The organism is Porticoccus sp. GXU_MW_L64, from assembly GCF_052983295.1.
Map to the genome: position 1 here is coordinate 41,448 of NZ_JBRKJK010000006.1, position 11,905 is coordinate 53,352.

Sequence of the window (11,905 nt, forward strand, 5' to 3'; positions counted from 1 at the left end):
AGACCCGCGTTGGCTATACTATCATGCCTGCCCTGACTCGCTGCAAGTAGCTTGAATATATGGCAAAACGGGATCAATTTGATGTACTGGTGGTTGGCAGTGGTGCCGCTGGCCTGACCGCGGCCCTGCAACTGGCAGAGCGTTTTCAGGTGGGGCTGATCTGCAAAGGCGAGCTGCTCAGCGGTTCCACCATGTGGGCCCAGGGAGGCATTGCCGGGGTATTCGACCAGGACGACAGCATAGAGATGCACGTGGCCGACACCGCCCGCGCCGGTGCCGGGTTGTGCCACCTGGATTCGGTGCGGTTTACTGCCGAGAATGGCCCCGCCGCCCTGCGCTGGCTGATCGACCAGCAGGTGGATTTTACCCGCAGCGACGATCCCGGCAGCAACGGCTACCACCTGACCAAAGAAGGTGGCCACAGCCACCGGCGAATACTCCACAGCGCAGATGCCACCGGCAAAGCCATCTCCAATGCCCTGGTCGACAAAGTCCGCCAGCACCCCAATATCCATATTCACCAGCACCACGCGGTGATTGACCTGATCACCGCCGCTGACCCCAACTCCCGCAAGCTGCGCTGTATCGGCGCCTATGTGCTGGATGTAAAGTCCGACAGCAGTGCTGTTGTGCAAGCCAAAGCAGTGGTGTTGGCCACCGGTGGCGCCAGCAAAGCCTACCTGTACACCAGCAATCCGGACGGCGCCAGCGGAGATGGCATTGCCGTGGCCTGGCGGCGGGGTTGCCGGGTAGCCAATATGGAATTTAACCAGTTCCACCCCACCTGCCTCTATCATCCAGAAGCCCGTACCTTTCTGATTACCGAGGCATTGCGCGGTGAAGGGGCCTACCTGCTGTTACCCAACGGCGAGCGCTTTATGGACAGATTCCACCCGGATGCGGAACTGGCACCCCGGGATATAGTGGCCCGCGCCATCGACCATGAAATGAAGCGACTTGGCTGTGAATGCCTGTATCTGGACATCTCCCACCGCCCGGCAGAATTTATCGAAAAACACTTCCCCACGGTACGCAAACGCTGTCTTAAATACGGCATCGACATCACCCGCGAACCCATTCCGGTGGTACCCGCCGCCCACTACACCTGTGGCGGCATTATGGTGGACCAGCACGGCCGCACCGACCTGCACAATCTCTATGCCGTGGGTGAAGCCGCCTTTACCGGCCTGCACGGAGCCAATCGCCTGGCCAGTAATTCACTGCTGGAATGTGTGGTGTACGCCCGCGCCGCCGCCGACCATATAGAACAGGTATTTGCCGACATTGCCGAAATGAGTGAAGCGCCCCTGTGGGATGAATCCCAGGTGACCCACTCCGACGAAGACGTGGTGTTGTCTCACAACTGGGATGAACTGCGGCGCTTTATGTGGGATTACGTGGGCATCGTGCGCACCGACAAGCGCCTGGAGCGCGCCCTGCACCGGGTACAGGTGTTGCAAAAAGAAATTCACGAGTACTACAGCAATTACAAGATCAGTAAAAACCTGCTGGAAGTGCGCAACCTCACAATGGTGGCGGAATTGATTATTCGCTCGGCGGCGCGGCGCAAAGAGAGTCGCGGATTGCACTACACCCTCGACTACCCCGGCCTGGCGGCGGTGGCCAAAGATACCATTATGGTGCCGGACAATTACGCCGGGCAGGATATTATTGTCAATGCATCCTGACAGCCACACCCAGGCGGCGATAGTCGTCGGCTTCCAGGCTGTCGAAGGGAATCACCAAATAGCGCCGCTTGCCATTGATCAGCGCGGGTAACACCGTCAGCCAGCGGGTGACATAACAGGGAACCAGTAATTCCATCAGCAGTTGCCTGCCAGACCTTTCCTGCAATGACCAGGTTTCATCAATAACCAGCTTTTGTGGCAATAGGTGATGGCGCTTTAACCCGAGACAAACACTGACAAGCAACGCCACACTGAGCGACATCGACACCCACAGAGACACCGGAAGCCACCAGACGGCCAGCAATATGAAACCGTGTATCAGGCACACAAACCACCGTAATACCTGTGAATCCCTGAGACAAAACTCCTGCCGCATCAGCGCTTAATTTGTGAGCGGCTATCACGAATAATGTGGACGATTTTCAACAGCTCCGTATCCTCCGGGTCAGTGCGCTTCATCAACCAGGCAAACAGGTCCTGGTCCTGTTCCTCAAGCAGTTGGTGATAGCGCTCTTTGTCTTGTTCCGCCAGTGTGGGGTAAATCTGTTCCACAAAAGGCAGCAGTATCAAATCCAGCTCCAGCATCCCCCGGCGGCTGCCCCAAAACAGGCGATTCTTGTCCATCTGCGTTTTACCAATCTGACAACGAAAAATTGAAGCCGCATTATAGGGCAAGGCTGGTAACATACGCCCCCACAATTACACGATTTTGGCGACTGTATGGATTCCTGGCATCAATTTCTACAACAGCAAGGCGCACATTTTGACGGTGAACGCTTGCTGGGCTTTGGCGAACAACTCGAACACTATGCGCAATTGTTAACAGATACCGTTGTCTGCCCACTGACAAACTGGGCCTCTGTTCTGGTGCAGGATGGTGCACTGCAAGGGGGCAGCCAAAAATTACTGCAGGGGCAGCTGACCTGCGACCTGGACAAACTGGGCCAGCAGACAACACTGTTTGGAGCCCACTGCACTCCAAAGGGCCGGGCAGTGGCCAACTTTTATTTGCTGCAGCAGGACAACAGCCAGGTCACCCTGGTGCTACCCCGGGACCAGATAAACAACACCACCTCCAGCTTGGGCAAGTACGCCCCTTTCTTTCGGGTCACTCTGACACAGGGCAACCATCAGTTGCTGGCGCTGGCCGGGCCTCAGGCTCAGGCACAATGCGCCGCACTGTTTGGTAGCGCACTGCAACAGCCCGGGCAATGCGCTCACAGTGACTACGGCCAGGCCCTGTGCGTAGCTGAACACCAAATGCTGCTGCTGTTGCACCCGGAACACTGTGAAACCGTTTGGCAAACCCTGGTGGACAATGCCAAACCCGCAGGCCCGGACCTCTGGGAGCTACTGACCATACAAGCCGGCATTGGCCACATCCGCGCCGCCACCTGTGAAGAATTTATTCCGCAAATGCTCAACATGCAGGCCAGCCACGGAAAAAATGGCGCCATCAGTTTTAAGAAAGGCTGTTACACCGGTCAGGAAGTGGTGGCGCGCATGCACTACCTGGGCAAACTGAAGCGCCGCATGTACCGCTTGCAAACCCATTATTCGCAAACCCAATGTGCAAACATCGCCATTGGCGACCACTGCTACCTGCCGCATCAAACCCAAAGCCAGGGCCGCGTGGTCAACAGCGCGCGCTGCGGTCAGGAAAAAATGGAACTACTGGTGGTACTGACGGAAAAAGCCGCCGCCAGCGAGCAACTGGCGTTTGGCCCCAGCCCGGACAGTGCCCAACCAATTGCCGTATCGCAACTGCCACTGCCCTACCCTCTGGAACCCTGACCCCATGGCAGACCTGCTGCACTATTTGCAACAGCACCAAGATCTGCTTGTCTGGCTGGGCGTGGCTTCGCTGCTTACCTTTGTGGTCAGCCTGCTATCCCTGCCCTGGCTGGTGTCACGCATACCGGAAGATTACTTTCTCCCCAAAAAGCGACAGCCCTCACAATGGAAAGAGCAGCGCCCGCTGACACGCAGCCTGTTGTTGATCGGCAAAAACTGTTTGGGAGCTGTATTGCTGATGGGCGGTGTTTTAATGCTGTTCCTGCCGGGCCAGGGATTGCTGACCATCGCCATGGGACTGCTGCTGATGGATTACCCCGGCAAATTCAGGCTGGAACGCCGCATCGCCACCATGCCCGCCATTTTTAACGGCCTGAACTGGTTGCGTGCCAAAGCCAAGCACCCGCCGCTGCGTTCGCCGAATAGCTAAATTCCTAACCCGTCATTGCGAGGCGCAGGCCACGGCAATCTCGTGATGCTCTCTGCCAGCCTAATAGAGATCGCCGCGCTGCGCTCGCGATGACTAATTTTCTACCCCACCGACCAATCAATTGGCACTTGCCCCCGATCCTGTAAATACTGGTTGGCTTTTGAAAAATGCCTGCAGCCGAGGAACCCCCGATGGGCCGACAAGGGCGATGGATGTGGTGCCTTTAAAACCAGGTGTTTATTGCCATCAATCAGCGCGCCTTTGCGCTGGGCATAACTGCCCCACAGCATAAATACCAACCCTTCCCGTTGCTGATTAAGCTCGGCGATGGCGCGGTCGGTAAACTCCTCCCAACCCTTGCCCTGGTGAGCCCCCGCCCTGCCTTGCTCGACGGTCAAGGTAGCGTTTAACAACAATACCCCCTGCTGTGCCCAGGATGTCAGGCAGCCGTGCTCAGGGAAAGGCGAACCGGTATCCGCTTCAATCTCCTTGTAGATATTCACCAGCGAAGGAGGAATACGCACACCGGGCAATACAGAAAAACACAGCCCGTGGGCCTGCCCAGGCCCGTGGTAAGGGTCCTGGCCAAGTATGACCACCTTCACTTGATCAAAAGGCGTATTGTCAAAGGCCGCAAACCACTGGCTGCCTTTGGGGTAAATTACCTTGCCCGCGTCTTTTTCCGCCTGAAGAAATGCCCTCAGATCGGTCATATAAGGCTGTTGAAAGTCCACCTCTAACACCCGCAACCAGGACTTATGCATCTGAATGGCCATGCCATCGTTCTCCGCTGTGTGATAAATTCAGGCAGCAAATGGTAACCCAACCGATGATTGATACACATCAAAAGGCACAGCGGCAACTGCTGCTGAAATAGCGTTAGATAACTTGGAGTAAAGAATGAAAACACACCTGATTGCTGCCACCCTGCTCACATTCCCGCTGATTACCAGCAACGCCCTCGCCGGTGATGCCGCCGCCGGAAAAGCCAAAGCCGTTACCTGCATGGCCTGCCACGGACCCCAGGGCATCAGCCCCAACGATCAGTGGCCCAATCTGGCCGGTCAGAAAAAAGGCTACCTGATTAAACAGATCAAAGCATTTCGAGACGGCGAGCGCAAAGAGCCACTGATGAAGCCCATGGTGCAGAATTTGAGCGATGAGGATATTGAAAATCTGGCGGAGTATTTTTCCGGGCTGAAAGGCAACTGATTAACGCCCCAACTTCGTCAAATACCAACCAACACCAAACGTGAACGTCAGCGCGGATTTACTTTCGACTAACGGGCTGTCTTCGAAGGCAGCCCCACCCAGATAATCAAAGCGCAGCGAACCGCCCATCCAAAGGCGCTCCACTCGCTGCCGCAAACCAATCCTGACAACAGACCCACTGTATCCTGAGCGGGCATTAAAGCGTTGACGACTGGCGGTTTCAAACACCGGGACTACCTCATAGAAGTAGTCGTGATAACGTTCGCTGCCGTAAAGCAGGCCCGCCTGGGCAACCACATCCCAATTGCCAATATAACGCTTTTGGCGAAAAGCAATTTGTGGATTCGCCACCCAGCCTATGTAGTCGATGTCACTGAAATCACTGGCCACCACCGTGCGCACGGGGAGATGCAATGCCCATCCCTCTCGCACCGTATCGCCACTGAGGTTTATCACAAAATCAGGCCCCAGCTCAAAGGTAGGCAGCAGTTCCGGCATACCGCGCCGCAATGAATCATCACCATCATCCTGTGCCAGCGACAGCTCGGCACTGACGTTTAGCTCAAAGCGATTATCGGCAAAAAACTCACCGCGAATACCTTCGTCATCCGCCTTGAGAAAATCTCCGTTGTACTTCACCAACGGGAATGGCGCCAGGCGCAGCTGGTATTCATCGGAACCGCGATAAGCCGGCAGTGCCTGCCCACCAATACCGACACCCAGCTCCCACTCCGGTTTGGTATTTTTTCCATCTTCAGCGACAACGGAAAACGATGTGCTGGCCAACAAAATCTTGAGCATCCACTTCAAAGGCCCAAGAGAACAACGATCATTCATAAAATATCCATTAACTCATTACTTGTTGTAACTATTCAGCATGTTCTGAAAAACCTGAAGGCGTGAATTTGGGGTGGCTTGCTGTGACCGTGGCCAGCAGGGATGCTGGCCTCGAGCTTACATGGAAGTACTTGCAGCGTGTCACAGCAAGCCACCCCAGATTTACGTCTCGCGACAAACCGCCACAAACAGCGCACGCGCCATTGTCACTTCAAAAAGTGCTGAATAGTTACTACTTGTTGTACGACGCGTATCGGGAAAAATCTTTGGCAATATCTTCCAGCATCTTGTTATCCGCGGCCCCCATTGACCAGGCGCCGTGGTTGGCTCTGCCGATACGCTGATACTCCGGCCAGGCCACTGATTCACCGGTACTGGTGTCAACAAACTGAGCTTCCATCACAACCACAGAACTGCCCGCCATGGCACCCACAAAATAACGGGCAGCACCACCGATAAATTTCACCTGGCGAATATGAGGTTTTATGACAAGTGCATGCTCTTTTTTGGCTTCCATCTTCTCCGCACTTTCAAGGGATATCTTCTCCAGCTTGGGGAATACCTGACGCATACTGCGGAATAACACCTCGCCAATTCTTTTCGCGGCTTTTTTATTGGCGCCCTGATCGGCGTATTTTTCCGCCATGGTGATGTCCGCCAGATAAACACTGTCAAAAGAACTCAGCGGCACGGTAGATCGCTCCGGTATACCCAGTGCGGGCTGTTCTATTTTCGTGGCACAGCCAGATAACAAAACAACAAGCGACGCGGCAAGAAATGCAAAACTGCAAATGAATTTTCTCATGGTAAATTTCCTTATTAATGGATTAATTTTTTATCGTTGCTGATCCACAAATCTTGAAGACATGAATCCGGGGGGTAGCTTGTTGTGACATCGAGCCTACATGGACGTATGCACGGCGTGTCACGACAAGCTGCCCGTCCGGCAACACATGGAGTTTATTGATAACTGTTCGTTTAGGGACAGCAGCGCCCTTAGCCTACCCAGACCGTTTAGCAACCAGATTGACCAGTGTTTCCTCTCGGTCTTCCGGAACTTTAAAACCGAGCTTTTCAAAAAGCCCCAAATCCTCCCGGCTCCACCACAAGTAGGGTCGGGAAATCTGTGCTTCTGGCACATCGAAGCCCGCACTGCGAATCAATGCTATATATTCATCATCGGTTTTCTGAACATCCATTGGATGACGAAACAGCAGGCGAATCATTAAAGAGTGGATATAGCGTTTGCAGGATTCCGCAAACAACATAACGCCTCCCGGCTTTAACACCCGATAAAACTCCTGAATAGCACGTTCGTGATCCACCAGATGATGAAAAGTCTGATGACAAAACAGCATATCCACAGATTGATCCGGCAGCGGCAATGCTGCCGCATCGCACAAATGAACTTCCACCCGGCTACGGCAGGCTTCGATATTAACTTTTGCCCGCCCCTCCGCTTTCGGGTCTACATCCACACCGATGAGCTTTTCCGGCGAATAGCGTTGATCAAGAAGTTTTAACGAGTGCCCATGACCATAGCCGATATCCAGAATTACGGGGAATTTTCGCTCCTTCAAAGGATACAATGATTCCAGACTATTGAGTGCGCGGGTCAATACATGCACGATCCAGGTGTCCGTACCCAGAAACCACACGCCGAAACGGGATTCTTTTACCCACGAAGCATCACTCTTGCTTAGCTCGCTCATATAACTACCCTCAAAATCCCGAATACAACCATCATTGCCCCAAATAAAGATCAACAATCAGTGTATTCCAACGGGCCTCTTTAGATTTTTCCCCAGCCCATCGCTCTTTCTGTTGCTGCAAAAACTCTTTACTTTGTGGGGAGCCAATATCACCAATGGCTTTCAATGCCATACCCCGATCCTGCCAACTGTCTGCGTCTTCATACACGGGTTTCAAAAATTCGATTTGATCGTCACCTCCCAAAATACCTATAGCAGATATGGCCGCCAGGCGAATGTATTCCTTTTTAGAGGTAGCAAATTCCAGCAAGTGAGGCAGCGCCTCTTTATTGTTGGAAAAGCCCAGTTCGTAAACATCCAGATAGGACAGCTTGTCTGTATCGCCATTTTCCCGAATGGTGTTGGCAATGGCATCCACTTCAGAGTTGGGCAATGAATAACCAAACAGCTGCTCATTTATTTTCGCAGCAATCTCTTTCACCAGCAGTTCCAGCGGCTCGTTGTAGCAGGGCTCGTTGATCTCTGTCATTGTCCATACAGGCAATTTTCCTCGTTTGACAAACGCGGCCAGTCGAGTGGAACCGCCCTGCTCATCCAGCAAGTCCACTTTGGCAGAAGACAGCGTTACCCAGGGCGAAAACCCGTTGGAGCGATGATTCAGAAAATTCAAATCTTTCAGTTCAACAACAACACCACTATTACCCGAAAAATCTACCGGCAGATTTCTCGCCAGAAGCTCTCTTTGCAGTGACTCGGTAAATACAGAACCGGCTTTCAGGGCTTTACCATCCAGCTTCAAATTCACGGTAACAACACCGGAAGACGCGTTATGCCCCGCAGGTAAAGCACTGCGCAATGTCATTTGCTGCTGTACAAGTTCACCTGACTGTTGATAGCCCCGAGACGATGCTACCGGAGTATCCAGAGGCACTGTTAACGAACAAGCCTGACAAAAAAGTAGAACCCCGGAACATAAAAGAAGACCAATTTTATTCATTATTTTCTCCATATATTTGTAACAGCGTTTGATTCAATAAAGATTAGCTATAAATTCATTGTTGTCCCACAAACTCGAACAACATGAATTGGGTATTGCTTGATGTGACCGTGGTCAGCAAGGATGCTGACCTCGAGCCCCCATGGATGGGTTTACGGCGCGTCACAGCAAGCAATACCCAATTCATGTCTGCCGCGAACCCAAACTCTTTGACGGCCTTATTTTTCCTGTGATTCAGGGATAAAAACTTAAAGTTTATGGGACAGCAGTGCTATAAATTATCAGTTTCGCTTAAAGATCAAAGACGTATTAATCCCACCAAAAGCAAAGTTATTACTCATCACATACTCGCAATCCAGGTTTCGCCCCTCTCCCACGATGTAGTCCAAATCTCCGCATTCCGGGTCGCGGTCGGTGAGATTTAGCGTGGCGTGAAACCAGCTTTCGTTCATCATTTGTATCGCTGTCCAGGCTTCCAATGCTCCGCAGGCTCCCAGTGTATGGCCGGTAAAACTTTTCAAAGCGCTGATGGGGGTGGCGCTGCCAAATATCTTTGCGGTCGCCTGGGTTTCCGCCACATCGCCCCGATCTGTGGCTGTTCCGTGGGCGCTGATATAACCAATGCTCTCCGGGGATAACTGCGCGTCCTGCAGCGCAAGCTCCATGGCCACCTGCATGGTATCCCGGGACGGCTGGGTAATGTGGGCACCATCGGAATTGCTGCCAAAGCCTACAATCTCGGCGTATATGGTCGCACCTCTGGCCTGGGCATGTTCCAGCTCCTCCAAAATCAGCGTGCCAGCGCCCTCCCCGATCACCAAGCCATCGCGGTTGCGGTCAAAGGGTGACGGGGTCGAGTGTGGGGAATCATTGCGGGTACTGGTGGCAAACAGTGTGTCAAAAACCGCCGCCTCGGTAGCACAAAGTTCTTCTGCTCCCCCGGCAACCATCAACAACTGGCGTCCATTTTTGATGGCTTCGTAGGCATAACCAATCCCCTGACTGCCGGATGTACAAGCACTGGAAGTGGTAATAACACGGCCTTTCAAGCCAAAGAAAACGCCGATATTAACCGCAGCGGTATGGCTCATCATGCGGATATAAGACGAGGCATTGAGACCGTCGGTAGAATGATGAAGCAGCATTTTTCCGAAATCTGCAATCGCATCGGTACTGCCTGTGGAAGACCCATAGGAAACTCCCATGCGGCCATCCTGTATGCTCGGGTCGCCCAGTAGTCCCGCATCTTCCAGCGCCAGCTCAGTAGCGCGAGTGGCCATTATCGCCACCCGGCCCATTCCGCGGGTCGCCTTGCGGCTGTAGTGGGCGGGTTTTTGAAAATCGCAAACCGGCCCGCCCAACCGGGTATTCAAACCTTCGTATTTGTCCCAGTCTTCTATATAGCGGATACCGCTTTGCCTGGCGCGAAGGCTGGCCGACACGCTGGGCCAATCCTGTCCGATGGGCGACAGCCCTGCCATTCCGGTAACGACCACTCTTTTCATTAACACATACCACCATTAACTGATATAACCTGACGGGTGATGTAAGCCGCATCCTCCGACATCAAAAAGCTGACCGCAGAAGCCACTTCTTCCGGCTTCCCCAGGCGGCGACAGGGAATCATCTTGCTGACTTCATCCATTGGCAAATCGCTGAGCATATCTGTTTCAATCAATCCCGGTGCCACGCAATTGACTGTGATTTTGCGTTTCGCCAACTCCAGTGCCAACGCTTTGGTGGCGCCGATAATACCTGCTTTTGCCGCGCTGTAGTTCACCTGGCCCCGATTGCCCATAACTCCGGAAACCGATGATATGGTCACCACCCTGCCGGGTTTGCGGCGACGAACCATGGGCATCACCAGTGGATTTAGAACATTGTAGAAACTGTCCAGATTGGTGCGCAGCACTTGGTCCCATTCCTCCCCTGTCAAACTGGGGAACGCATTATCACGGGCGACTCCGGCATTGCACACCACGCCATAATAAGCACCGTGCTTTTCTACATCCGCCAGTAATGTCGCTTCCGTTGTCGCCCGGTCAGATACATCAAAACCCAGTATGCGGGCTTCGCCCCCCATGGCAACAATAGCTTCCTGAACCTCTTTAGCGGCAGCGGCGGAATTGCGATGGTGAATAACCAGATTGTAGCCATCGCTGGCCAGCTTGAGTGCCACAGCACGGCCAATACCTCTGCTGGAACCGGTAACCAAAACTGTTTTTGTCATATGTTTTTATTCCGTTCAAGGTGTCCGTAATTCTTCGACTTAATTTTATCGAGCTCATTGGTGCAGTGCCTGGAAAAATTAATCTGCAACACTACAAGAAGGCGTTAACACCCTCTATTGCTGCTCCAGAAATTGCTCGACATCCTCGGGCTGAAACACATTCAGATTCGCCGTGAGAGAGCAATCATCAGCGCTGATTTCACAGGCAAACACACTCAGGCCATTTTCCCCTTCCAGCACTTCATCCACGCTGACTGTCAGCTGCTCACCGCACCGAAAATGATCTCGAGGGCTTTGATAGCGACGAGTACCCACCAAAAAACCCAACTTGACCGGCTCTCCCGCTTTCCGGGCCTTGATTCCGGCGAAGGCGGCGATGGTTTGGGCCATATACTCAATACCCAACCAGGCAGGCACACGGCCATCCGTGTCAAACAAACCGTCCTGACGAACCGTAAGAGCAACGGTGACACCTGTGTCGCGAGACTCCAGCACCCTATCCAGCAGTATCATATCGCCGCTGTGCGGGATCAGCTCGTCTATGGGCCATAAGCCCACTTTTTGCCTACTCATACTGACCTAACAATTGGTTTATCACAGGTGTCATTTTACTTTTCACACTGGCCCACTTATTTAGAGCAAACCCGCCTTTACCTTTTAAATGATAATCCGCGTAACCAATTCTGGAATGATCTTTAAACAATCGTAACTCGGCATGAGAAAGGTATGGACTGAAATCCCACGATCTTAACGCAGTGTACGTTAGCCAAAACTTGCAATGAGCAGGCCTCTGCCCCATATATACTTCAGTCGTTATCAAGTGATCTTGAAAGCCATCTTCAATCACTTGAACAAAGTTTTTCACGATCACTTTGGGGTTATTCTTTATGCATACATGTGTCATTTGGTGCGACTTATCCACCTCAGACACATCGATTGAAGTGCAACCAGAAATCATTACCAAAAGCATCAATAATGCAATTTTTTTCATCTTAATTACTCCCT

The 11,905-nt window shown here is 52.7% G+C and carries 15 protein-coding genes; 4 read left to right on the forward strand and 11 right to left on the reverse strand.

What is annotated here, in order from left to right:
• Nucleotides 1-59 precede the first annotated feature (59 nt).
• Nucleotides 60-1,688 carry an L-aspartate oxidase gene (gene nadB / locus ACVBEJ_RS05675; protein WP_447128641.1) on the forward strand — a complete coding sequence of 543 codons (1,629 nt, stop codon included), beginning with the start codon at nt 60-62 and terminating at the stop codon, nt 1,686-1,688.
• Here nadB and ACVBEJ_RS05680 read toward each other — a convergent pair.
• Nucleotides 1,675-2,064: a protein YgfX gene (locus ACVBEJ_RS05680; protein WP_447128642.1), complete on the reverse strand. Its 390-nt coding sequence runs from the start codon at nt 2,062-2,064 to the stop codon at nt 1,675-1,677. The two genes, nadB and ACVBEJ_RS05680, sit on opposite strands and share 14 nt — an antisense overlap.
• Nucleotides 2,064-2,312, reverse strand: coding sequence for an FAD assembly factor SdhE (locus ACVBEJ_RS05685; protein WP_447128643.1), 249 nt, complete (start codon nt 2,310-2,312; stop codon nt 2,064-2,066). The genes ACVBEJ_RS05680 and ACVBEJ_RS05685 overlap by 1 nt, the downstream gene beginning before the upstream one ends.
• A gap of 96 nt (nt 2,313-2,408) precedes the next feature.
• Here ACVBEJ_RS05685 and ygfZ point away from each other — a divergent pair, with 96 nt between their 5' ends.
• Nucleotides 2,409-3,482 carry a CAF17-like 4Fe-4S cluster assembly/insertion protein YgfZ gene (gene ygfZ / locus ACVBEJ_RS05690; RefSeq protein WP_447128644.1) on the forward strand — a complete coding sequence of 358 codons (1,074 nt, stop codon included), beginning with the start codon at nt 2,409-2,411 and terminating at the stop codon, nt 3,480-3,482.
• Nucleotides 3,483-3,486: 4 nt separating this feature from the next.
• Nucleotides 3,487-3,912, forward strand: coding sequence for a PGPGW domain-containing protein (locus tag ACVBEJ_RS05695; RefSeq protein ID WP_447128645.1), 426 nt, complete (start codon nt 3,487-3,489; stop codon nt 3,910-3,912).
• Between the two features lie 101 nt (nt 3,913-4,013).
• On the opposite strand, the gene ung is transcribed toward ACVBEJ_RS05695, so the two are convergent.
• Nucleotides 4,014-4,688: a uracil-DNA glycosylase gene (ung, locus tag ACVBEJ_RS05700; RefSeq protein ID WP_447128646.1), complete on the reverse strand. Its 675-nt coding sequence runs from the start codon at nt 4,686-4,688 to the stop codon at nt 4,014-4,016.
• Nucleotides 4,689-4,812: 124 nt separating this feature from the next.
• Here ung and ACVBEJ_RS05705 point away from each other — a divergent pair, with 124 nt between their 5' ends.
• On the forward strand, nt 4,813-5,124 hold the full coding sequence (locus tag ACVBEJ_RS05705; RefSeq protein ID WP_447128647.1) for a c-type cytochrome: 312 nt from the start codon (nt 4,813-4,815) through the stop codon (nt 5,122-5,124).
• Here the strand turns inward: ACVBEJ_RS05705 and ACVBEJ_RS05710 are convergent, their stop codons facing one another.
• The 8 genes from ACVBEJ_RS05710 to ACVBEJ_RS05745 all read right to left on the reverse strand — a co-directional run bounded on the left by ACVBEJ_RS05710 (nt 5,125) and on the right by ACVBEJ_RS05745 (nt 11,891).
• Nucleotides 5,125-5,961, reverse strand: a complete 837-nt coding sequence (locus ACVBEJ_RS05710) for a MipA/OmpV family protein (RefSeq protein ID WP_447128648.1) — start codon at nt 5,959-5,961, stop codon at nt 5,125-5,127.
• Nucleotides 5,962-6,193: 232 nt separating this feature from the next.
• Nucleotides 6,194-6,766, reverse strand: coding sequence for a hypothetical protein (locus ACVBEJ_RS05715; protein ID WP_447128649.1), 573 nt, complete (start codon nt 6,764-6,766; stop codon nt 6,194-6,196).
• Nucleotides 6,767-6,962: 196 nt separating this feature from the next.
• Nucleotides 6,963-7,730, reverse strand: coding sequence for a class I SAM-dependent methyltransferase (locus ACVBEJ_RS05720; RefSeq protein ID WP_447128650.1), 768 nt, complete (start codon nt 7,728-7,730; stop codon nt 6,963-6,965).
• Entirely contained in the window at nt 7,705-8,670 is a 966-nt protein-coding gene (locus tag ACVBEJ_RS05725; protein ID WP_447128651.1) for a HEAT repeat domain-containing protein, read from the reverse strand. The genes ACVBEJ_RS05720 and ACVBEJ_RS05725 overlap by 26 nt, the downstream gene beginning before the upstream one ends.
• Nucleotides 8,671-8,951: 281 nt before the next feature.
• Complete coding sequence (locus ACVBEJ_RS05730) at nt 8,952-10,175, reverse strand: beta-ketoacyl-ACP synthase (RefSeq protein WP_447128652.1); 1,224 nt, start codon at nt 10,173-10,175, stop codon at nt 8,952-8,954.
• Nucleotides 10,175-10,900, reverse strand: coding sequence for a 3-oxoacyl-ACP reductase FabG (gene fabG, locus ACVBEJ_RS05735; protein WP_447128653.1), 726 nt, complete (start codon nt 10,898-10,900; stop codon nt 10,175-10,177). Before fabG ends, ACVBEJ_RS05730 begins: the two co-directional genes overlap by 1 nt.
• A gap of 114 nt (nt 10,901-11,014) precedes the next feature.
• Nucleotides 11,015-11,473 (reverse strand): ApeP family dehydratase, encoded by a 459-nt coding sequence (locus ACVBEJ_RS05740; RefSeq protein ID WP_447128654.1) that lies wholly within the window; start codon nt 11,471-11,473, stop codon nt 11,015-11,017.
• Nucleotides 11,466-11,891: an Sbal_3080 family lipoprotein gene (locus ACVBEJ_RS05745; protein ID WP_447128655.1), complete on the reverse strand. Its 426-nt coding sequence runs from the start codon at nt 11,889-11,891 to the stop codon at nt 11,466-11,468. Before ACVBEJ_RS05745 ends, ACVBEJ_RS05740 begins: the two co-directional genes overlap by 8 nt.
• Nucleotides 11,892-11,905 lie beyond the last annotated feature (14 nt).